Origin of the sequence: Filobacillus milosensis (genome assembly GCF_004402015.1) — a bacterium.
Classification (GTDB): domain Bacteria; phylum Bacillota; class Bacilli; order Bacillales; family Alkalibacillaceae; genus Filobacillus; species Filobacillus milosensis.
The window spans coordinates 1-20,715 of record NZ_SOPW01000026.1 but is presented as its reverse complement, the minus strand read 5'-3'; the positions used below and the strand labels follow the sequence as shown (position 1 = coordinate 20,715).

The 20,715-nt window shown below is 36.3% G+C and carries 24 protein-coding genes; 15 read left to right on the top strand and 9 right to left on the bottom strand.

Features of this window, described 5'->3' with window-relative positions:
- Window positions 1-118: 118 nt before the first annotated feature.
- A complete protein-coding gene (locus E3U55_RS16170; protein ID WP_134341524.1) occupies window positions 119-1,615 on the top strand; it encodes a potassium/proton antiporter in 1,497 nt (498 codons plus the stop codon).
- A gap of 225 nt (window positions 1,616-1,840) precedes the next feature.
- Here the strand turns inward: E3U55_RS16170 and E3U55_RS16165 are convergent, their stop codons facing one another.
- Window positions 1,841-2,092 (bottom strand): hypothetical protein, encoded by a 252-nt coding sequence (locus E3U55_RS16165; protein WP_134341523.1) that lies wholly within the window; start codon window positions 2,090-2,092, stop codon window positions 1,841-1,843.
- Window positions 2,093-2,200: 108 nt separating this feature from the next.
- On the opposite strand from E3U55_RS16165, the gene E3U55_RS16160 reads away from it, so the two are divergent.
- From E3U55_RS16160 to E3U55_RS16150, 3 genes are all read left to right on the top strand, one after another.
- Entirely contained in the window at window positions 2,201-3,778 is a 1,578-nt protein-coding gene (locus E3U55_RS16160; protein ID WP_134341522.1) for an FAD-dependent oxidoreductase, read from the top strand.
- A gap of 15 nt (window positions 3,779-3,793) precedes the next feature.
- Complete coding sequence (locus E3U55_RS16155) at window positions 3,794-4,117, top strand: general stress protein (protein ID WP_134341521.1); 324 nt, start codon at window positions 3,794-3,796, stop codon at window positions 4,115-4,117.
- 309 nt (window positions 4,118-4,426) lie between these two features.
- Window positions 4,427-4,774 (top strand): general stress protein, encoded by a 348-nt coding sequence (locus E3U55_RS16150; protein WP_134341520.1) that lies wholly within the window; start codon window positions 4,427-4,429, stop codon window positions 4,772-4,774.
- Between the two features lie 160 nt (window positions 4,775-4,934).
- Here E3U55_RS16150 and E3U55_RS17490 read toward each other — a convergent pair whose 3' ends face one another.
- Window positions 4,935-5,489 carry a transporter gene (locus E3U55_RS17490; RefSeq protein ID WP_153801974.1) on the bottom strand — a complete coding sequence of 185 codons (555 nt, stop codon included), beginning with the start codon at window positions 5,487-5,489 and terminating at the stop codon, window positions 4,935-4,937.
- Between the two features lie 151 nt (window positions 5,490-5,640).
- On the opposite strand from E3U55_RS17490, the gene E3U55_RS16145 reads away from it, so the two are divergent.
- From E3U55_RS16145 to E3U55_RS17485, 6 genes are all read left to right on the top strand, one after another.
- Window positions 5,641-6,564, top strand: a complete 924-nt coding sequence (locus E3U55_RS16145) for a hypothetical protein (RefSeq protein WP_134341519.1) — start codon at window positions 5,641-5,643, stop codon at window positions 6,562-6,564.
- A complete protein-coding gene (locus E3U55_RS16140) occupies window positions 6,564-7,148 on the top strand; it encodes a hypothetical protein (RefSeq protein ID WP_134341518.1) in 585 nt (194 codons plus the stop codon). The genes E3U55_RS16145 and E3U55_RS16140 overlap by 1 nt, the downstream gene beginning before the upstream one ends.
- Window positions 7,149-7,153: 5 nt before the next feature.
- On the top strand, window positions 7,154-7,681 hold the full coding sequence (locus E3U55_RS16135; protein ID WP_134341517.1) for a D-glycero-alpha-D-manno-heptose-1,7-bisphosphate 7-phosphatase: 528 nt from the start codon (window positions 7,154-7,156) through the stop codon (window positions 7,679-7,681).
- Between the two features lie 99 nt (window positions 7,682-7,780).
- Entirely contained in the window at window positions 7,781-8,662 is an 882-nt protein-coding gene (locus tag E3U55_RS16130) for an alpha/beta fold hydrolase (protein ID WP_134341516.1), read from the top strand.
- A 10-nt stretch (window positions 8,663-8,672) separates the two neighbouring features.
- Window positions 8,673-9,587: a DUF3089 domain-containing protein gene (locus E3U55_RS16125; protein WP_134341515.1), complete on the top strand. Its 915-nt coding sequence runs from the start codon at window positions 8,673-8,675 to the stop codon at window positions 9,585-9,587.
- 103 nt (window positions 9,588-9,690) lie between these two features.
- Entirely contained in the window at window positions 9,691-9,861 is a 171-nt protein-coding gene (locus tag E3U55_RS17485) for a hypothetical protein (RefSeq protein WP_153801973.1), read from the top strand.
- Window positions 9,862-10,163: 302 nt separating this feature from the next.
- On the opposite strand, the gene E3U55_RS16120 is transcribed toward E3U55_RS17485, so the two are convergent.
- The 3 genes from E3U55_RS16120 to E3U55_RS16110 all read right to left on the bottom strand — a co-directional run bounded on the left by E3U55_RS16120 (window position 10,164) and on the right by E3U55_RS16110 (window position 12,750).
- Window positions 10,164-10,949: a CAP domain-containing protein gene (locus tag E3U55_RS16120; RefSeq protein ID WP_407644123.1), complete on the bottom strand. Its 786-nt coding sequence runs from the start codon at window positions 10,947-10,949 to the stop codon at window positions 10,164-10,166.
- A 137-nt stretch (window positions 10,950-11,086) separates the two neighbouring features.
- Window positions 11,087-11,770: a class F sortase gene (locus E3U55_RS16115; protein WP_134341514.1), complete on the bottom strand. Its 684-nt coding sequence runs from the start codon at window positions 11,768-11,770 to the stop codon at window positions 11,087-11,089.
- A gap of 2 nt (window positions 11,771-11,772) precedes the next feature.
- The gene (locus tag E3U55_RS16110; protein ID WP_228547602.1) at window positions 11,773-12,750 is read right to left on the bottom strand and encodes a DUF4397 domain-containing protein; all 978 of its coding nucleotides are present in this window, start codon (window positions 12,748-12,750) and stop codon (window positions 11,773-11,775) included.
- A 348-nt stretch (window positions 12,751-13,098) separates the two neighbouring features.
- Between E3U55_RS16110 and E3U55_RS16105 the strand changes: the two genes are divergently transcribed.
- The 4 genes from E3U55_RS16105 (at window position 13,099) to E3U55_RS16090 (ending at window position 16,861) form a co-directional block, all read left to right on the top strand.
- Entirely contained in the window at window positions 13,099-13,404 is a 306-nt protein-coding gene (locus E3U55_RS16105) for a DUF4212 domain-containing protein (RefSeq protein WP_228547601.1), read from the top strand.
- Window positions 13,401-15,077 (top strand): sodium:solute symporter family protein, encoded by a 1,677-nt coding sequence (locus E3U55_RS16100; RefSeq protein WP_134341513.1) that lies wholly within the window; start codon window positions 13,401-13,403, stop codon window positions 15,075-15,077. Before E3U55_RS16105 ends, E3U55_RS16100 begins: the two co-directional genes overlap by 4 nt.
- A gap of 71 nt (window positions 15,078-15,148) precedes the next feature.
- The gene (locus tag E3U55_RS16095; protein WP_134341512.1) at window positions 15,149-15,616 is read left to right on the top strand and encodes a hypothetical protein; all 468 of its coding nucleotides are present in this window, start codon (window positions 15,149-15,151) and stop codon (window positions 15,614-15,616) included.
- Between the two features lie 105 nt (window positions 15,617-15,721).
- Window positions 15,722-16,861: an amidohydrolase gene (locus E3U55_RS16090; protein WP_134341511.1), complete on the top strand. Its 1,140-nt coding sequence runs from the start codon at window positions 15,722-15,724 to the stop codon at window positions 16,859-16,861.
- 36 nt (window positions 16,862-16,897) lie between these two features.
- Here E3U55_RS16090 and mscL read toward each other — a convergent pair whose 3' ends face one another.
- Genes mscL through E3U55_RS16070 form a run of 4 tightly spaced genes read right to left on the bottom strand, consistent with a single transcriptional unit; the run spans window position 16,898 to window position 19,279 of the window.
- Complete coding sequence (gene mscL / locus E3U55_RS16085; RefSeq protein ID WP_134341510.1) at window positions 16,898-17,323, bottom strand: large conductance mechanosensitive channel protein MscL; 426 nt, start codon at window positions 17,321-17,323, stop codon at window positions 16,898-16,900.
- Window positions 17,324-17,379: 56 nt separating this feature from the next.
- Complete coding sequence (locus E3U55_RS16080; protein WP_134341509.1) at window positions 17,380-18,111, bottom strand: YwaF family protein; 732 nt, start codon at window positions 18,109-18,111, stop codon at window positions 17,380-17,382.
- A 47-nt stretch (window positions 18,112-18,158) separates the two neighbouring features.
- Entirely contained in the window at window positions 18,159-18,515 is a 357-nt protein-coding gene (locus E3U55_RS16075) for a hypothetical protein (RefSeq protein ID WP_134341508.1), read from the bottom strand.
- A 53-nt stretch (window positions 18,516-18,568) separates the two neighbouring features.
- Entirely contained in the window at window positions 18,569-19,279 is a 711-nt protein-coding gene (locus tag E3U55_RS16070; RefSeq protein ID WP_228547600.1) for a CAP domain-containing protein, read from the bottom strand.
- A gap of 219 nt (window positions 19,280-19,498) precedes the next feature.
- Here E3U55_RS16070 and E3U55_RS16065 point away from each other — a divergent pair, with 219 nt between their 5' ends.
- On the top strand, window positions 19,499-20,413 hold the full coding sequence (locus E3U55_RS16065; RefSeq protein ID WP_134341507.1) for a zinc dependent phospholipase C family protein: 915 nt from the start codon (window positions 19,499-19,501) through the stop codon (window positions 20,411-20,413).
- Window positions 20,414-20,715 lie beyond the last annotated feature (302 nt).

Genomic DNA, 20,715 nt, shown 5'->3' with positions numbered 1-20,715 from the left:
AGAATTCATATATAAAGGAAAAATGAAAAAGGAGTTGTTTGGAAAAGTAGCTTAAATCAATATTATGATAAAATATATTAAAGAATAGATTGCTACAAACTCTAAAAGGGGAACTGCTATGCTCTTTGGTTCATTCGAAAATGATGGAATTATATTTCTTATAGCATTTTTATTAATCAGTGGTGTATTAGCCGCTAAATTCTCCAGTCGTATCGGACTACCCTCACTTGTTTTGTTTATACTTGTAGGGATGCTAATCGGAAGCGATGGTTTAGGTTTTATATATTTTGATAATGCAGAAATTGCCCAAACAATCGGTATTCTCGCATTAATCATCATTCTTTTTGAAGGTGGTCTTCAAACGAAGTGGAAAACCGTTCGTTCTGTCGCCATGCCTTCTATTTCACTTGCCACTGCGGGTGTATTAATAACATCACTTTTAACTGGTGTAGCCGTACACTACATATTAGATGTTCAGTGGTATGAAGCTTTATTATTCGGGGCGATTGTAGGTTCTACGGATGCCGCTGCGGTATTTGCGGCTTTAAAGGAAAGAAATATCAAAGCAAAAATGGGTGCGACTTTAGAAGCTGAGTCTGGAACGAACGACCCAATGGCGGTCTTTTTAACTTTAATATTTATTGAACTTGTCTCGCAACCTGATACAAGTCTTTGGATTATGCTCCCTTCTTTCTTTTGGCAAATGGGGATTGGACTAATATTAGGTCTGATTTTAGGTAAAGCAGCATCGTTCTCTATTAACCGAATCAGCTTAGAATCATCTGGTTTATATCCTATTTTTACATTATCTTTTGCTTTAATCACTTATAGTGCCGCATCTTTCCTTGATTCAAGTGGGTTCTTAGCTGTTTATGTGGCTGCTTTAGTGATTGGAAATTCTGAATTAACTTACCGTTATTCGATTTCTCAATTTAACGAGGGATTCGCCTGGATGGCTCAGATCCTGATGTTCGTGATTTTAGGATTACTAGCATTTCCAGACCAAGTTTTTCAGGTTGATATCATTACCAAAGGTTTATTGATTTCATTTGTACTTATTTTTATGGCTCGACCAATCGCTGTCTTTTTATCGTTATTTAAGATGAAATACTCCGTTAAAGAAAAAGTGTTTTTATCTTGGGCTGGTTTACGTGGTGCGGTTCCGATCGTATTAGCAACCTTCCCAATCGTTGCTGGATTAGAAAATGCCTATTTATTTTTCAACGTCATTTTCTTCGTTGTATTAACTTCAGCTCTCGTGCAAGGGTCGTCCATTAATTTTATTGCAACGAAGCTTGGTTTAATGGGGGCTGTAAAAGATACACCACACCATTCTATTGAATTAATTTCAATCGCGAAAGCTAATGCGGAAATGATTCAGTTTCAGGCCAACCGAGATAATGCTGTAGTAGGTAGAAAATTAAAAGATATTGAATTCCCTAAGAGGGTGACGATCAGTGCGATAGTTAGAGGTGATCGATTAATTACTCCTTATGGTGACACGGAGATAAAAGCCGGGGATTTCTTATACATCCTAGTTTCAAGGAAGTATAAAGAAGCTTTAAGAAAAATGTTAAATGAAAAAATCGATGATAATAAAAAAACTAGTCAATAAAATTATTCAATGTATATGTGCTCTCTTATTAAAGGGAGCATTTTTTCCTTCTCACAGAAAATAAGCTGTGAACATGGCGTTCACAGCTTAAACCGTTTTCAAGTTTTCAATTATATTTATACTAGGGGGAAATTAATTAATTTCTACTTTCATTTTTAGCATACCATGCAAATTAACTATTTAATATTACACGTTAATTAAATTATTGTTACACAACCGTAATATTTAGAATATATATAAGGCTAAAGCAATTAGACTCCCTACTATAGCAATTGAATAAATAATGAATAAAGAAGGAACATTTTTCTTTAAAGAGGATGTTTCATATTCCCAAGACCTTTCTAATTCATCTTTTGCGGTTACACCTTCTTGTTCATACTTCTTTATTTTATCATTCTCACTTTTACCAATCAGTATCGTCCCCACTAATGTTGCCACAAATACAAAGCCGATAATAACATAAACTGCCATACTCATAATATCCCCTCCTCCTTTAATTTTACAACAAAGCTTATATTATGAATATCGTTAAGAGCTGTAACAAACAATAAGGTAAATGTTGTTTAAGGAAATGGAGGAAGCATAATGTCGCAAGCAAATATACCAGATGAATCACACTCTTTGTGGAAAGATGAAACATCTATCCCAACTTTTGGACCCTTAACAGAGGACCAAACCGTTGATGTTGCTATTGTTGGTGGCGGAATAACCGGGATAACAGCTGCTTATCTTTTAACACAACAAGGGTTAAATGTCACCTTATTAGAGGCAAGTACTTTACTTAACGGAACGACAGGTCATACAACCGCTAAAATCACTGCGCAGCATGAACTAATTTATGATGAATTGATCAATAATATGGGTTATAACACAGCCCGTATGTATTATGAAGCTAACACCGACGCATTACAGCTGATAGAAGAACTCGTTAAAAACTATCAAATTGATTGTGATTTTGAAAAACAGGATGCTTACCTTTTCTCTACATCAGGTGAGTATAAAAATAAATTAGAAAAAGAATACCAGGCTTATGACAACTTAAATATTAAAGGTAATCTTGAAAAACAAATACCTTTTAATGTCACGATCGAAAACGCATTATCAATGAAAGATCAAGCTCAATTCCACCCTCTAAAATATCTGGCACACTTAGTTGATTTAATTACTAAACAAGGTGGTAAGATTCATGAGCAAACAACAGCTGTCAATGTTGAAGACACGCATGGTGCATCAGTCGTCGTTACACGCGAAGGTTTTAAAGTTAAAGCGAATTATGTTTTAGCGTGTTCCCACTTTCCGTTTTATGAAGGTACTGGACTTTATTCAGCACGAATGTACGCAAGTCGTTCGTATGTCATGGCAGTAAATGCAAATAAACCTTATCCTGGTGGCATGTATTTAAGTGTCGATAAACCTGAGCATTCAATCAGAAAAGCTTATTTGAATGGCGAAGAAATATATTTAATAGGAGGAGAAGACCATAAAACGGGACAAGGTGCTGGAATGATGGAGCACTATAAAGGACTAAGACGATTCTGTAATGACATATTTACAGAAAATAATTATGAAATTCTTCATCGGTGGTCTGCTCAAGATTTAATCACGTTTGACAAAATACCTTATGTGGGTGCCCTGACGAAAAAGAGGCAAAACGTACTTATTGCAACAGGCTACCGTAAATGGGGTATGACTAACGGGACAAATGCTGCTAAATTAATGAGTGATATTGTTTTAGGTAATATGAATCCATACCAAGAATTGTTTGCCCCTTCACGATTTTCTCCTGATCCAAGCCTAAAGAAATTTTTCATGGAGAATATTGATATGGCAAAACATTTAATTAAGGGCAAAATGGAGATCCCAAGGGCAAAGATTGAGGAGCTTGAGCCTGATGAAGGTTCAAAAATTCGCATTGACGGTGAGAAAAAGGGAGCCTATAAAGACAAAGACGGTGAAATCCACATTGTAGATACAACTTGCACACACGCGGGTTGTGAAGTGAATTGGAATGATTCAGAACGTACATGGGACTGTCCATGTCACGGATCACGATTCTCGTATACAGGTGAAGTCCTCGAAGGGCCCGCCGAAAAACCATTACAAAAGCATGACTACCATATGCTTGATAACTTTGACTTAGACGATGAACGATCAGGTTATTAATAAGGAGGAAATGACATGACATTTATTAAAGATTATAAAAATGACCAAAACTTAGAAGTTGATATAAAAAAATTACTCGAACAAGGTGTTTCTGAAGAAGATATTTACGTCCTCACACATGATGACGAACATACTCAGGAAATTGTTGAAGATATCAACGCTAAAACCATCAGCTTAAAGCAAACGAATTTTGAACAAAAAGGTGATGAATTACGAGCAAAACTTGAAGAAGTCGGTGTTTCTGAAGATGGCGCCGAACAGTATGAAGCCATGTTAGACCAAGGTAAATTGTTGTTAATCGTGAGAGGTAATCACGATGTAGAATCTATTTTGAAGTAAATACCTTAAGATAGTCGCACACGCCATAAGGGCTGTGCGACTTATTATTGAAAACTGCTCCATATTTCCGGAGCTTTTTTCCTGGTTTCCGGACAGATTTGAGTGGTATAGCGGGTCGAAGTCTGTCGAAAAAACTTAAATACGACCTTTTTCCGGACAATTTTAACTGTCTTCCGGAGTTTAAGGATAGATTTCCGGACTTATGAAAAAGATTCTCCCCTTAAAGCCAAGCTATTATAAAAGCATGTTTAAACCTGTGTTCACGTGGTAAACAAATACTGTAAAACAAAAACTCAAGGAGTTGATACAGTGCCATTTGTAAGAGAATATATTAACGATGAAAAGCTAATTGAAGATATTCAAAAACTGAAGGATAACGGTATCAATAATAGTGAAGTATACGTATTATCACACGATGACGATCGTACGGATAGAATTGCGAGTAACGCAAAAGCTAACACAATTGGTTTAAGCGAACAAGACATGAAAACATTTTTAAACAACATGTTTAGCAAAAAAGGTGACGAACTAAGAACAAAACTACAGGAAATGGGCTTTAGCAAAGATGAAGCCGAAGAATATGAAGAAGATATGGATGAAGGTAAGGTCCTTTTAATAGTACAAAGTGACCAAGATGTAGATTCGATTTTACATTAATTAAACTCTTTTTTACCTAATCCCCTTAATATATAGAAAGGCTCCCGTTTCGGCGGTGGAGCCTTCTTTTTTGTATTAATGGAATAGATTTAATAAAGTTAGAATTAGAATAACGCATAAAAAAATGACCCCACTGCAAATGCGGTGAGGTCATTTTCGATTAGTAGCACTGGAATGAATCGATTCGGTTCAAATCTACTCCGTAATATACCCAGAAGAATCCAGTCCATCGATAACCAGACACAGATCTTCTACCTACATATGTTGGATAGAACCAAAAGCGTTGGCGATTATCTAGCCAAATATAAGTGTAGCGATATAAACACCTTCTAATTGCTCCAGGATCTACAGCTTGTAAGCTAGGTTGCCCTCCTTGGCCCCCCTGTTGAGGTGTAAAGGATGGTGGTGGCGATTGAGGTGGTCCACCGCCAGGTCCCTGACCCGGAAATCCTGGTCCTCCTTGCCCTGGTGGAAAACCTGGTTGCCCTGGAAAACCCGGCCCTGGTCCTTGACCCGGTGGAAATCCAGGCCCTTGACCCGGAAACCCTGGGCCACCTTGACCTGGCGGAAAACCCGGAAAGCCTCCTTGCTGTTGACCAGGAAATCCAAAAAATTGCCCAAGGAAATTAAATGGAGATTGATCACCATCAGGCTGCCTATGAGGACCTTGATATCCATAAGGACCTTGATTTTGATGTCCATAATGTCCGTTCAATGTTATTCCCCTTTCAAAAAACTTCTTCACATATTCATAGTATGTAAAGCTTCAGAGATTGGGTGTCTGTCCATTCAAACACTATTAAATTAACCATTTTTTTCTAATCATTTTATTGGTATCATATAGCTATGTATAAGGGGGAAATAACATGAAACATAAACTTTTGTGGGTAAGTTTGGTCGTAATTACTTTAAGCACAATCGGTAATTCAATATATTACCAAGCGCAGCAAATTGAAGAACCCATATTTTTAGATCATTATTATACAAAATCAATTGATGGTTCACCATTAAAGTTTTCCTACATAACCAATAAACAGGATACAAGTCGTGTTAGTTATGTCACAATCAATGGACACGACTTCTATTTAGAACAAGACACTTTCTTTTACCAATCAAATAATCAATCAAGAAATGTGTATGAGTACCAGCATCACGCTATAAGGGAGCTCTTTATCACACTTAAAGAAAATCAGCTTCAAGATATCAAGAAGCCTTTTAGGTTCACAGAAATGACCGTACACTTTGCTGATGGTTCCTCTGTTGTAGCTGACATTGGAAAAGTAATATTAAAGGATCGAGAAAATAATACTCAATCAGAAGCAATATTTGAGAACAGGCATTATGGAACTGGTGGTGGTCGAGTAATTATTTCTAAAAACTTTAATAAAAATGCGCAAATACAATCGATTTATTTTCCATTTGAAGAGGCAAGAGACAATATAGAAACCAAACTCAAAACTGAAACAGGTACTACCAAAGAAGAATGGCAAAAAGAAATAGATGAGTCAGATTCTCATCCAGTTTTTCCAATGATAAAAGCTCCTTGGGAAGAAGTTCCCGGTGTAGTTTTCGAAGGTACAACACCTTATCCGATCAATGAGGGCCAGCAATTATATGTGTATACTAAAATCAACGAAAACATCAATAGTATTTACGGTTTAGAGTACTTTTTAGAAGGTACAACCGATGATAAAGAGGAATTTTCGATTCATTTACATATGCATGAAGAACCCTTCTTATCACAAGAACAAATTAATGAATTGATTGAAACAAAGGGGGAAAAACAATAATGAGACACGCGATTTTACAAATGTTTTGGGGATTAATGATAGTATTTTTTGATTTTAGATTTAACTCTTTTGATATATTAATGGACCCTTTAGGTTATATTATCCTTGCAGTAGGTTTAGGTCATTTTGCTACTCTATACAAACCAGCTAAAACCGGTCAAATCATTTCAATTATTTTAATTGTAATGTCCATACCAGAAGTCTTCATCGATACTAATGTTCAACCCTTCATGCTTGGGTTCTGGCACTTTTATTTTTTAGCTGTTAGTATATTAAGTATTGTTCTAACTTATTTCATTTTCTTATTATTAATCGATTTAGCGGACGCTTACAATAATCAAGAGCTTAAAGTCCGATCAGAAAAAACAATGAAAGCATATCTAATCATCATGATTGCTGTTATGTTTTTTAGTACCTTTAGCATCAACTTTAGATCATTGGTCGCATTGTTTATTATATTAGCAATCGTAGGGTTCATAGCACATATTGTGTTCCTGGTGTTACTTTTTAAATTTAGAAACTTAGAGGATAATAATGATGAAAATGAACCGACTCTAAACCATGAAAATAGCACGGAAGGATGAAAGTATTGAATAAAGCAGTTTTTTTAGATAGAGATGGCGTTATTAATGAGGTCAAAAGTAATCGAGTAAAGTTTGTTAATCGAAAAGAAGATTTATACTTTTTAGAAGGTGTAGCTGAAGCTATTAAAAAGTTGAATGAGGCGGGCTTTCATATATTTGTCGTGACGAACCAAGGCGGAGTTGGATTAGGTTACATGACAGAAGAAACACTTGAAGATATTCACCAACATATGGCCAGAGAGTTGGCTAAAGAAGGCGCGAATATTACTGAAATCATGGCATGCACACATTCACCACACGAAAATTGTTATTGTCGAAAACCCGGATCACAAATGTTGTTGGATCTCATCGATGACTATGACGTTGATATTATGAAAAGTTATTTAGTTGGTGACCGTGAGCCGGATATCGAAGCTGGTAATGCTGTGGGAATTAAAAGCTTAATGGTTGTTAATACCCATCCAGAAGCTTATAAATGCTTCAAAAATTTAAGCGAAGCTGTCGAATGGATTTTAGAAGACGAAAAAGCTTGAGGCGACTGCCTTAAGCTTTTTTATTATGCACCGGAGATTAACAAAGGATTCTCCCGATTTTTGTAGAACTATCTACTAATACAGAAATGGGGTTAGCTTATGAATAGAGACAATCAAATTATTAAAATAAATCAAAAAGACATTGAATTCTCAATCCTTGGTGAAGGAGAGCCTATTTTAAATTTGCATGGCGGTCATTCAAATTCAAATGAGGAATTTGGTTATGAATCCTTAATTACTAGTGGCTATCAAATCATCACACCATCTAGACCAGGGTATGGCCGCACTTCAAAAGAATGGAATAACCTCGATCAAGCTTCTCAAGCCTATCAAGCGATAATAAACCACCTCAATCTACATAAGGTACATGTGATTGCTGTTTCAGCGGGTGGCCCAAGTGGGATTCATTTTACATCCACTTACCCAGAACTTGTCCAAAGTTTAACCTTACAAAGTGCTGTAACAAAAACATGGTTAACCCCTAAGAACTTTCTATTCCATATGGCAAAACTTATGTTTAACCCAGTTACTGAAAAATTCACCTGGGCATTAACTCGCCGTATGAATAATTGGTTTCCAAACTTTATGTTTAAACAGATAGCACCTTCATTCACTACTTTAAAAAAGAAAGAATTATATTCACAAATTCTACCTACCGATGTGGATGAAATTAGAAATATGAATAACCGATATCGTTCTAATCACGGATTCATGCTCGATTTGGAATTACCGAATCAGATGAAGCTCGATAACTTACATAATATTAAAGCACCTACACTAATCATACATAGCTCTAATGATGGATCAGTTCCATTAGACCACCCTTTATTCGCACACCAAAATATAACGAACTCAAGATTAGAAACGATCGACACTTGGGGACATTTAATTTGGATTGGTGAAGGTTCAGAGGAAGCCCATCAGTTGCAAGTGGATTTTTTGAAGGAGAACTCATTAAACACTTTAAGTCAAAAAAATTAGGAGGAATATCATGTCATTTGTTGAGCTCGAACGATCTGTTTTCACCTCTTTTGGCAAAGGTGATTTCGAGAAAGTTCATGCCCTTATTTTTAAAGCTGAAACCCTTTATCCTGATAATTTAAATAAAATACTTTTTTGGAAAGCTTGTGTATTTTCTGTTGAAGGCAAGGTCCACCAATCAATCTCTGCACTTAAAGAAGGAATTAATCGAGGAATTTGGTGGAACCCAAATACTTTAATTAATTATCCTGATTTAAAGAAGCTAAAAGAATATGATGATTTTAATACTATAATTAATCATTGCGATACCCTTTTAAAAGAAGCTAAACAACAATCTCAATTCAAAAATTACACATTCGGAAATCCTGAATCAGATACCTCTTTATTAACTTTACATTGGCGTGGTAGTAATGTTGCTAATTTCGCACACCACTGGTTTAATGATGATTTATTAAATAATTATCAATTTTCCTTTCCACAATCATCCCAGGTTCATGGTTATAATTCATTTTGTTGGGATGATCCGGAAATAGCACTCCAAGATACTTTACAAAGTTATAAAAACATTTCACCTTCTAATACTGTTGTCATAGCTGGAGCTTCACAAGGTGGAAAGTTGGCAATTGAATATGCACTTAAGGAAACCATAAACACAAAACACTTTATTGCTGTTGTACCAGCGATAAAGGAATTGGACTCTTTCAAAGAAATACTTAACCAAAACTACACTTCTAATTTAAAAGGGTGGATAATTACAGGAGATCAGGATTATTTTTATGATAAAACTTGTCTTCTAAATGAACTACTCTGTGAGCATAACATTCAGTCTGAATTAATAATAAAAGATGGGTTAGGGCACTATTTCCCTGCCGATTTCAGTCACATGTTAAGTGATGTATTGAAAGAAGTTAACATAAAAAAATGAACAAATAATTTTTACGACCAAAGTCTGAGAAATTTTCAACCTTCTTGCCAATGGATAATATTACCTCCTGCCATATACTATAAGTAGCAAAGGAGGTATTCTTATGTATTTTGATTATCAAGAAGTGTTAGATCAACATAAAAAAGAGATAGATAAAATTAATCGTGAGGCTTGGAAATTTACCAAGAACCCAAAACGATATAAGTTAAACAAGAAAAAAGATTTTTGTTTTAAGCTCGGGAAAAATTGGTGTATTACGGTAAGATATTCTTAACTTTTTATCTTAAGTGAACTCTATTTTCTAGTATTTAACTAAAGTTTCTAGTAAATATTGAATTCTGTCTAGTATTTTTCTTGATTTATCTAGTAAATCTTTAATTCTTTCTAGTATTTAGGTCAATCTGTCTAGTAACGCATATGAAGTTTCTAGTAATTAATAAAATTTTCTAGTAACGAAATGGCTTATTTTAAAAATGAAAACCTCAGTAATTTTTTATACCCTAATTATTTAAAAACACCCGCTCAACTGCTGATTATCAGTTAGCGGGTGCTCCCTCTTTCTACTCTCTCTATTATTTATTTTCCAATGAACATTTGTGTCCAATAAGTTGATCCGTTTGATTCTACGTAGCCAACACCAATATGAGTGAAATTACTGCTTAAGATGTTTTTACGGTGGCCATCACTGTTCATCCAGCCGTTCATGACTTGTTCTGGAGAACGTTGACCCATTGCAATATTTTCACCTGCTGCGCGATAATCAATTCCAAATTGCTTCATCATATTAAATGGTGAACCATAAGTTGGTGATGTGTGACTGAAGTAGTTATTTTTAGCCATGTCACGTGATTTTTCACGTGCAACATCACTTAGTTCTACTGATACTTTTAATGGTTGTAAACCACGCTTTTGTCTCTCTTGGTTTACAAGTTCAACCACTTGTTGTTCAAACGCTTGCAACTCTGATGACTGACTTTGATCCTGTTGAGCTTGTTCTTGTTGTGGTTCTTTCACTTGCTCTTTTGCAGGTTCTTCTTCAGCTGGTTGTTGCACTTGAGGAGTTTCTGTTTGTTCTTTTTGCTGGGGTTGTTCAGCTGTCTCCTCTGTTTCTTTCTCTTTTGTCGGCTCTTTTTGTGGTTCTTCTACCGACTCACTTGGTTGATTATTGAATTGCCCATTATAGAATTGGTTAAATAGTTCATTCCAATCGAATTGGGAATCACCTTGGAACCATAGTGAGAAAGTATGAGTTTGAACATTTTGACTATCATCTTGACTGCTTGCTGCTACTTGTCCAGTAGCTAAGATAATTGACATTACAACTGCCACTAAAACGGCAGTAATTGGTCTTAACATTTTCAAGAGTAAAAACCTCCTTGGATGTCTTGACCCCCTACACGCACATTATAACAACGAATCAATAGATTTTAAGTGTTAATATATACCAACAACTATAAAACAAAAAAATTCCCTCTAATTTTAAGAGGGATTATAATCATTTATTCTACTGTATCACTTGTCAGATTTGTGTATACAACTAGTCTGTCAGTGTATCCAGACTCACGATCGAATGGTCCTGTACATGTAATTAAGTTCATTGATTTGCCATTTGTTGGACCAAAAATTTCATTAATGGGAGCATCTTCAGCTGGATAAGACACTATTTTCTCCACTGTAAAAGTAAGTGCTTTACCCCCTTTTCCATAAATAAATATTTGATCGCCAACGCTCAATTTTTTTAAATTATAAAAAACACCTGGTCCACTCACACCATCTACATGTCCTGCAATAACAGCATTACCAACATCTCCTGGTAAGGTTCCTGGTTCAAACCATCCAACTTCCATAATATTATCAGGAACTTTCATTCCACCTGTTTCGGTAAGGCCAACAGGGTTTATCTGGGCTTTTATATTAATTGCTGGAATTTCTACTGTATTTGGAACAATCCCTTTTTTATCACTTTTGGGATTGGTTGATGTCTTGACAATTTCTAATTCACTTTCCAATATATCATCAGATTGAACATTTGATTGATGATGAAGGTTTTGTATTTCCGTTTGATTTGATGAAGTCTCAATTGAAGAAATCACCTCGGTCTCTTGAAAAGAGTGATTCAATAAAGTAAATGCAATCACAAATACAAGGAGACCCAGGCTTATAGAATAAAATATACTTTTCATAATTATGCTTCCGAACGTCTACGGAACAATACAAAACCAACACCCATCGCAATTACACCTAAAATTGATGCATACAATAATGCATTATTACCTGAATCTGCAGTTCCACCAAATCCTGTTTCAGGCATTGAAGAAGGCATAGAATCATCTTCCTCTGAATCAGTCGTATCTGAGTTGGTTGTGTCGGAATCATCAGAATCTGATTTACTCTTATCTGAACTGCTTTCAGAATCACTCGTCTCTGATTCATTCGTATCTGAATCGCTTCCAGATTTACTAGTATCAGAGTCATTTGAATTAGTAATTGCTACTGTATTTTCCAATATAATGACTTCTGGGTTTGCTACCGTACCTACAGCAAAAGCACTGTAAACCTTACCGGATTCAAGCATCGTACCCGAAAGGTCAATTAATTGTGTTGGTGTTCCACTGTTTGTACGAATTTCTAAATCATATGTTCCTTCTTCAACTTCATTATAATCAGTAACCATTGAGAACTCGGCACCCGAAAATAAGGCGTCTCCTTCAACCATGGCAACATCAACAGCAGGGGCATTTGGAATTAAATTACCCACACGTACTTTTGCCATCCCTTCGCTAACAGTCATTTCATCCTGAAGCGCTTTCAGTTCTAAATTATCTACATTATTAATAGTCGCTAATGTATAAGCCATTCCAGCTTCTACTGTTAGATTGGTTGAGATTACCGGATCTTGTTCACCCATTGTCCCAGCAGCATAAATTTCTACCATATGTTCACCAGCAGACAACTCCATATAATCTGTTGCAGATTTGAATCCTGCTCCTTCAACTACTACATTTCCATCGACATACACATCGACTGCAGGCGCATCAGGTGAAGCATGCAATACACGCACCATCGCCATGTCTCCCTCGGAATGATCGTCAGCAAATGTTACAGGAGCAAACATTCCTACCACTAAAACAATTGCAGCTAATGACATTAAAAACTTCTTCACTTTTCCATCTCCCTTAAGTATACAATATTAATCCTGAAACTACCTTCTATAGTCATTACCCCTTGTTCTAATAAATTAAACAAAATATTATAAATTTTTATACAAAAATAGAATTCAACCACAATACAGCCATATTAAAAACGATACAACAATATAAAATTAAATAACCCAGAAATTAAACGAAATCTATACATAACATAAGCATGTATTAATAACCAAAATCATTATATGAATAATAAAAAAATTTTTATCTGCATATTTATTTACAAAAGGGTGGTGTTAAAAAAGTGAATTGTTAATTTGTTACTGTTCGTGCTTAAGCGATAAAACAAACTGGAGGTGTGATGCATGGTGAATGAACACCTGGATTTAAGTCAAAAACAACGAGAATATTGGAAGAGGAATACTCGTATTATTTGTACCCTTCTGATCATTTGGGCTTCCGTTTCACTAGTTGCAGCCATTATTCTAGCAATACCTTTTAGCCAAGTTCAATTCTTTGGTATACCTCTTTCTTTTTGGTTTGCACAACAAGGATCGATACTGACGTTCTTAGTTTTAATATTCTACTATGCTAAAAAAATGGACAAACTCGACGAGGAGTATGACGTCCAAGAAGTTATTCTTACTGAAGAAGAGGGGGAATCTAAATGAGTGTAGAAGCCCTCACACTAACGCTAGTTGTCATTACTTTTCTAATCTACATCTATATCGGTTGGCGATCTAAAGTTAAGGATACGAGTAATTTCTTTGTTGCCGGTAATGAGATTCCTGCTGTAGCTAACGGTGCTGCTATTGCAGCCGATTGGATGTCAGCTGCATCATTTATTTCTATGGCAGGGTTAATTTCTTTCTTAGGTTATGATGGAACCATTTACCTTATGGGATGGACAGGCGGTTATGTATTACTTGCCTTATTGCTTGCGCCTTACTTAAGAAAATTTGGTCGATATACTGTGCCTGACTTTATCGGAGACCGATATTATTCGAATGCAGCTCGCGCGGTCGCAGCTGTCGCAACCATATTCATTTCTTTAACGTATGTTGCCGGGCAAATGCGCGGGGTAGGTATTGTGTTCAGTCGCTATTTACAAGTTGACATAGTCATTGGAGTCTTAATTGGTATGGCTATTGTTGCATTCTTTGCCGTACTAGGTGGTATGAAAGGGATTACTTGGACACAAGTTATACAATACTCAATATTAATCGTAGCATTTATTATTCCCGCAGCAGCTATTTCACTAAAACTTACAGGAAATCCAATTCCTCAACTGTCATTAACATTTAGCGATATCGCACAAAAATTAAGTATCCTGCAAGTAGAGCTCGGTATGACAGAATATCTAGCACCATTTACTGATTTATCTGCTATTAATGTTTTCTGTGTGACGCTGGCCTTAATGATCGGTACGGCCGGTTTACCACACGTCATCATACGATTCTATACAGTTAAAAGTGTACGTGCAGCTCGTTGGTCAGCTGGATGGGCTCTATTATTCATAGCGCTGCTTTATACAACAGCACCAGCGATTGGTGTTTTTGCTAAGTACAACTTAATTACAAGCCTTAATGATACACCAATTGAACAAGCAGAAAGCTATAATTGGGCTTCCAAGTGGGAAGAAACAGGTCTACTTCAACTTGATGATGCCAACGGTGACGGAGTATTAACCTTCACTAACGGTGCAGACAATGAAGTCGTCATTGACCCAGATATCATCGTACTATCAACGCCAGAGGTCGCAAATCTAGCACCTATTGTCATCGCACTAGTAGCAGCTGGTGGTTTAGCAGCCGCCCTTTCCACCGCATCAGGTTTACTACTCGCCATGTCTAGTGCGGTTTCCCACGATTTATATTACCGAATATTTAGACCTGATGCCGATGAAAAACAGCGATTAAAAGTTGGACGACTCATGATTTTCTTAGCTGTTATGATCGCTGGATACTTTGGTATTAATCCACCTGGTTTTGTTGGTGAAGTGGTAGCATTCGCGTTCGGTTTAGCCGCCGCCAGCTTATTCCCTGCTATTCTACTTGGAATATTCGATAAACGAATGAACCGAGAAGGTGCCATTTGGGGGATAACAACCGGACTTGCCTTTACGGTGGTAATGATTGCATTAATGAGATCTGTTCCTGTGTTCGGTACTGAAGCTCCAATCATCGAAAGCTTCTTCGGAATAAACGCACAAGGAATTGGGGTCATTGGTGCATTAATTAACTTTATAGTATCCTTTATCGTTTCAAGACGTACACCTGCACCGCCAGAAGAAATCCAGCAAATGGTCGAGGATATACGAGTGCCGAGAGTTTCAGAAAAATAATTTGTTTTGTAAGGGAGGGTCTCCCTCCCTTAATTCTAAAAATCAATAACTCTAGTAAAAGGAGTGAAAATATGACAACGCTATTTGCAATAATCACTGCTTTACTCTATGTTTTTCAGCGATATTTGGATTATCGTGTATTGAAAAAAGTGTTCGGTATCGCTTTATTCTTACAAATCTTCTATATTCTTGGTCACTACATGGGAGGATGGCCTTTTCCTACGCCAACAGCCATGATTCAAATAATAATCGTAAGTGCTTTAGGTGTGGCTTTAGGCGTTATTTTTTCTCGAATATGGCCTATTCCTCAGCACAAAGGTTTTGAACGGATATTTAGAACCTTTCTAATCATGGTCCCCTCTCTTGGATTAGGTATTGGGTTGCAAATCATATTACAAGGTGCACAAGCTACTCAAGCCATTTATCTGATGTTTGCACTTGCTGCGTGGATCGGTTCAGGACACTTTATAAGAACTGAAGAGAAAAAGGTAGAGAAACCAATCGGCTCTTTATTTAGTAGAATAAAAGTTAAAACATAAACTGGCAAATCAAATTTATTGATTTGCTTTTTTATTTATATGACTCTAGCAATTATTAAAGAAAACCTTTATAGTAAAATACAAATCATATGGGAGGTAATTTTAATGATAGCCATTACAAATGTTACAGGTTTTGATGGATTTGGTGGCAAACTGAAAGATGCTACCGTTCTCATGAATCAAGGTAAGATTGAACGAATCGGAACAGATATCGATCTTCCAAATGATATCGAAGTTATTGATGCTAAAGGAAAAGTCGTTACACCAGGATTAATTGATGTACATACACACCTTGGGGTTTTTGAAGAAGGAAAAGGTCCATCTGGTCATGATTTTAATGAAATTAGTGATGCGGCAACACCACACATTCGAGCACTCGATGGAGTTAATCCTTTTGACCGCGGTTTTAAAGACGCCATTAAAGGTGGGGTAACGACCGTTCAAACTTTACCAGGAAGCGCCAATGTCATCGGAGGCGAAATGGTCACGATTAAAACACATGGCACTGTAGTTGATGAAATGGTTCTTAGAGAGCCTTCGGGTTTAAAAGCTGCCACTGGTGAAAACCCTAAACGTGTACATGGTGGTAAAGGAAAGATGCCTACTACCAGAATGGGAGTCGCTGGCGTTCTTCGTCAAAAATTAATAGAAGCACAAAATTACTTAGAAGCACGAGAAAAAGGCGAAAAACAACGTAATATTGAACTTGAAAACATCGGAAAAGTATTAACACATGAAATTCCGTTAAGAGTGCATGCGCACCGAGCAGAAGATATCACAACTGTTTTACGTATCAAAAAAGAATTCGGCATTGATGTATCGATTGAGCATTGTACAGAAGGTCATCTCATCCCTGAGTACATCGCTAAACATGATGTGAGCGTGGCTGTCGGTCCAACCATGGGCTCAAGATCAAAAGTAGAATTAGAGAATAAAGGTTGGCACACTCTTCCTGTGTTAGATGAGCACGGGATTGAATTTGCGATTACAACTGACCACCCTGTTATTGAAATTGGATTATTGATGGCCAGTGCTATTATGAGTGTAAAGAATGGCTTAACTGAAGAAACAGCACTAAAAGCTCTAACCATTAATGCAGCGAAGCATTTAGGAATTGAAGACCGTGTAGGTTCAATTGAGGAAGGAAAAGATGCAGACCTCGTTATTTGGAGTGGGGATCCATTTGATTTAAGAAACAGTGTTGAACGAACATTTATAAATGGAAAAGAAGTTTATTCATCATAATTCGTTTAAGGATTTGTCTCCCCCGACAAATCCTTTTTATTTTATACGAACTTTAAATGTTCGTTCTTCTTCTTTTGATTTTTCTTTACTTGTTTTATCTTCTTTTAAAATATCTCTAATTTCTGTTAATACTTCCTGGTTCGGGTGTGGCGCTTCTTTTAGCGGAACACTTTCCCCGCCTCTTAAATAATTGAACAGCTTTATAAAAAGGTAGATTGAAAAAGAAATGACAAAAAAATCAACTGCCGCTTGCATAAATGCTCCATATCTTATGACTACTCCATCAATATTAACCACAAGGAACTTAAAGCTTGTCCCACCAGCTATAACACCAATCACAGGCATAAGGATGTCATTGACTAAGGAATCTACTATTTTACTAAATGCTGTACCAACGACAACGGCAATGGCAAGCTCAAATACATTTCCGCGTAGAGCAAACTGTTTAAATTCATTCCACATAACATCAATCCTTGTACAGTGCTATTAGTACATTTTATTCAAAACATAATAACTTATTAGTAGATTGACCTATGTAAATTAAGAAGTTTTCTTATTTTGATTAAGAAAAATATTATAGTAAATAAAATCAGTGCCACAGCTTCAAGCGATAAGATATACCATGGATATGGCCCCAAAAAGTCTATCACACTTGCATTGCTAGGTTTTCTGGATAAAAACATATAATTAGAACCAATCCATTGATTAATCATAAAAACAAATAAAGCAATTAAATTTAATACCACAAACGAACGTATGACTGATTTGAAGGTTGGCTTGAATTGTTCTACCCAAAGCATATAAAAGCAAGATAAAACAATAGCTATATGAGCTATAAAAAATTGAAAGAATCTAAGATGAGGATATCCGAAAAATAACTCAGGTGTAATGATGGCAATTAAAGCGCCGGTCATACTAATAAAGAACGCTACTTCAAACGCTCGATAATTTTTCGTTATTAACATGAACGTACAAAGATAAAGGGATATTGAACAGAGTTGTAGAGGCAAGTTTAAATTGACATCCCACCGGTCATTAATGATAAACCATGAGTGGAATGAAACCTCACTTAGTATTAAGGTGATGATTAGAACATTTCTAATCAGTGTAGCATGATTTTTTCTTATCCTGTTTTTAAAAAAATACAAAACAAAAATCAAACTAATAGAAATCGCCAACATTAACATATGCGACACCGAAAACAGTTCAAACGGATACGATTCACGCTCAACTCCGAAAAGCTCCCCCATTCTCTCCACTCCCCATAATACTTTTCACTATCATATTATAATAACTTTTACCTGTCATCAGTCCCCCGTTTAATTTGTAGTCTCTGGTAAATAATTTCAAAAAGAGACAATAGAATAACAAAATAAAACATCCCACTAGTTAAAGACACACCAGGGGTATCATCTGTACCGATCAATGTGAATATCAAGACCAATACAAGCACTACAATCGAGCTTAAAATTTGCCAGTTCATAATTTCCTTAAGAGAAACATCTTTATATTTTTTATAATTTAAGCTATAAATAATGACACCAGCAAACACCCAGGCTAAAAGGTTGTGTGGTATTCCGGACACAAAATGGTCTAGAAATAAAAGGACTGCAATTAAAACAATGATTATATAGTCGTTTACTTTTAAATTCATGTACTCATCCTCCTTATATAATAAAACCGAACCACTAAGTGATTCGGCATTATTTATTTCCCTATAAACATCTGTGTCCAGTAATAGGTACCGTTGTCTTGCACCAATCCTACACCAATGTGAGTGAATTTCTCTTGTAAGATATTAGCTCTGTGCCCATCACTATTCATCCAGCCATCCATTACTTGTTCAGGGGTTCGCTGGCCCATTGCGATGTTTTCACCAGCAGACCAGTAGTGAACACCGAATTCAGTCATCATTTCGAATGGTGAACCATACGTTGGCGACTCATGGCTGAAGTAATTATTTTTTGCCATGTCTTGCGATTTCGCTCGAGCTACATGACTGACATCTACAGAAAATTCAAGCGGCTCTAATCCCTCTTTTGCTCGTTCCTCATTAACCAGCTCATGTACACGGCGTTCAAATGAATGGACTTGATTGTCGTCTCGTTTATCATTTTGTTCAGTGACCGACTCTTGATACGTTGGAATGACAACCGACCCTTCTTCACCATTTTCTAAGTAGTTGGATAACATCATTGCTGCCTGACTAAGCCCCTTAATAGCCTTATCAGTCACTTCCACCCAATCAACACTTGTGATTAAATGTTCTGCCCGATCAACTGCTACTTCAAAACTTGAAGTTTCTTGAGCCGATTTTACCCCTTCTCCGTTTGCATTATTAAACATGGAATCAGGTAATGCATTTATGATAAAGCCGAATAATAAAATAACTATGACATATTTAATTAATTTAAACACTCTTATGCCTCCTTGAGCGGGTGCATCTCTTATGTTGTTATTCCCATTATAATCCCGGTCATAATCATTTTAAACAAAAACAAATTGAAATAAACGTCTTTTGCCTACACCAAATTCCTAAATATGACAAAAGTATCGATTATTTGGTCCATTTAGAAGGTATTTTTCCAAAAATCGAGAAAAGGTAATTAATAAAGATTTTTTAAGAAGGTGATATCAATGCCGAATGTATGGACTCATATTTTGTTTTGTGAAGATGTTATGGAATACATTGAGATAAGTGATCGAATTCGAGAAAACGAAGCCTACCTTAATTTAGGTGCTCAAGGTCCTGACCCTTTCTTTTATCATAACCCTTGGCCATGGACGAAGCATTCCAACATTAATGATTTAGGGTTAATCATGCACAAGCGTAAGTGTGGCGTAGTTTTAAGAGATATGATTGAGGGAGCTAAAGCAGGTACAGACGAAGCAAAAGCATACACTCTTGGTTTTATCACACATCATATATTAGATCGAGTGACCCATCCATACATACATTACAAAGCAGGATATAAAGGTTATGATCACCAGAAGTTAGAGACCATTATTGATACATTGATGATGTGGACATTTAGAAATATGAAAACATGGGAGAATCCTGTTAATCGACAAATTGATTTAGGACCTGAAGCAAATCCTTATCTATCTGTTATGATGGAAAAAATCATTCAAGAACACTTTGGTGATGATGTGAACTTTGAAGAAGGATTCTTTAATCAATCTTACCGTGATATGAAATTAGTTTTGAGAATTGTTTATGACCCACATGGATGGAAAACTAAATATTTATCAAAAATAATCCCACCTATTTCACATCGGCCAATTACAGAGATTACTGATTTCTTAAATGAGAGAAACGATGTATGGCATCACTCAGCAACACAAGAGCCAAGCACTGATAGTTTCATAGATTTATATAAGCACGCCCGTGAAGAAGCTGTTTCATTAGTGTCTGCCATTATACAATATTGGAATACATCTTTAGATGAAGATCGTTATACAATGTTAGACCTTCTTGGAGATGTATCTTATGATACCGGTAGACCACTTAGTGAAGGCTTTGAAAATAAATACGCTGAACCAGTTGTATAAGAGTGAATTAGACCAGTTGTGATTAAAATATCATAACTGGTTTGTTTTATAAAAGAAGGATTGAACATGTGATTTAACGGATACGTATTTAAATCTGGCGGATAGGAACTCCAATCTCGCGGATAGACATTGCCATTTAGCGGATAGCCCCTCTAATCTAGCGGATAGGTAGTGCAACTTAGCGGATTGTGAACTTCTGTCAATAAAATGGACATTTTTCACCCTTAGTTTGGCGAACCTATTTTTCTTCCGCACGACGTTGAAAACGTCGCTTGGAGGCCCTGCCATGAAACAATCGTTTT

Coding starts and splice junctions, on each gene's coding strand:
- E3U55_RS16075 (WP_134341508.1), bottom strand. CDS start 18,515: ATGAATTTAAAAGTAAACGACTATATAATCATTGTTTTAATTGCAGTC.
- E3U55_RS16095 (WP_134341512.1), top strand. CDS start 15,149: ATGACAACGCTATTTGCAATAATCACTGCTTTACTCTATGTTTTTCAG.
- E3U55_RS16140 (WP_134341518.1), top strand. CDS start 6,564: ATGAGACACGCGATTTTACAAATGTTTTGGGGATTAATGATAGTATTT.
- E3U55_RS16155 (WP_134341521.1), top strand. CDS start 3,794: ATGACATTTATTAAAGATTATAAAAATGACCAAAACTTAGAAGTTGAT.
- E3U55_RS16105 (WP_228547601.1), top strand. CDS start 13,099: ATGGTGAATGAACACCTGGATTTAAGTCAAAAACAACGAGAATATTGG.
- E3U55_RS16090 (WP_134341511.1), top strand. CDS start 15,722: ATGATAGCCATTACAAATGTTACAGGTTTTGATGGATTTGGTGGCAAA.
- E3U55_RS16115 (WP_134341514.1), bottom strand. CDS start 11,770: ATGAAAAGTATATTTTATTCTATAAGCCTGGGTCTCCTTGTATTTGTG.
- E3U55_RS16100 (WP_134341513.1), top strand. CDS start 13,401: ATGAGTGTAGAAGCCCTCACACTAACGCTAGTTGTCATTACTTTTCTA.
- E3U55_RS16065 (WP_134341507.1), top strand. CDS start 19,499: ATGCCGAATGTATGGACTCATATTTTGTTTTGTGAAGATGTTATGGAA.
- E3U55_RS16080 (WP_134341509.1), bottom strand. CDS start 18,111: ATGGGGGAGCTTTTCGGAGTTGAGCGTGAATCGTATCCGTTTGAACTG.
- mscL (WP_134341510.1), bottom strand. CDS start 17,323: ATGTGGAATGAATTTAAACAGTTTGCTCTACGCGGAAATGTATTTGAG.
- E3U55_RS16170 (WP_134341524.1), top strand. CDS start 119: ATGCTCTTTGGTTCATTCGAAAATGATGGAATTATATTTCTTATAGCA.
- E3U55_RS16125 (WP_134341515.1), top strand. CDS start 8,673: ATGTCATTTGTTGAGCTCGAACGATCTGTTTTCACCTCTTTTGGCAAA.
- E3U55_RS16165 (WP_134341523.1), bottom strand. CDS start 2,092: ATGAGTATGGCAGTTTATGTTATTATCGGCTTTGTATTTGTGGCAACA.
- E3U55_RS16145 (WP_134341519.1), top strand. CDS start 5,641: ATGAAACATAAACTTTTGTGGGTAAGTTTGGTCGTAATTACTTTAAGC.
- E3U55_RS17485 (WP_153801973.1), top strand. CDS start 9,691: ATGTATTTTGATTATCAAGAAGTGTTAGATCAACATAAAAAAGAGATA.
- E3U55_RS16130 (WP_134341516.1), top strand. CDS start 7,781: ATGAATAGAGACAATCAAATTATTAAAATAAATCAAAAAGACATTGAA.
- E3U55_RS16160 (WP_134341522.1), top strand. CDS start 2,201: ATGTCGCAAGCAAATATACCAGATGAATCACACTCTTTGTGGAAAGAT.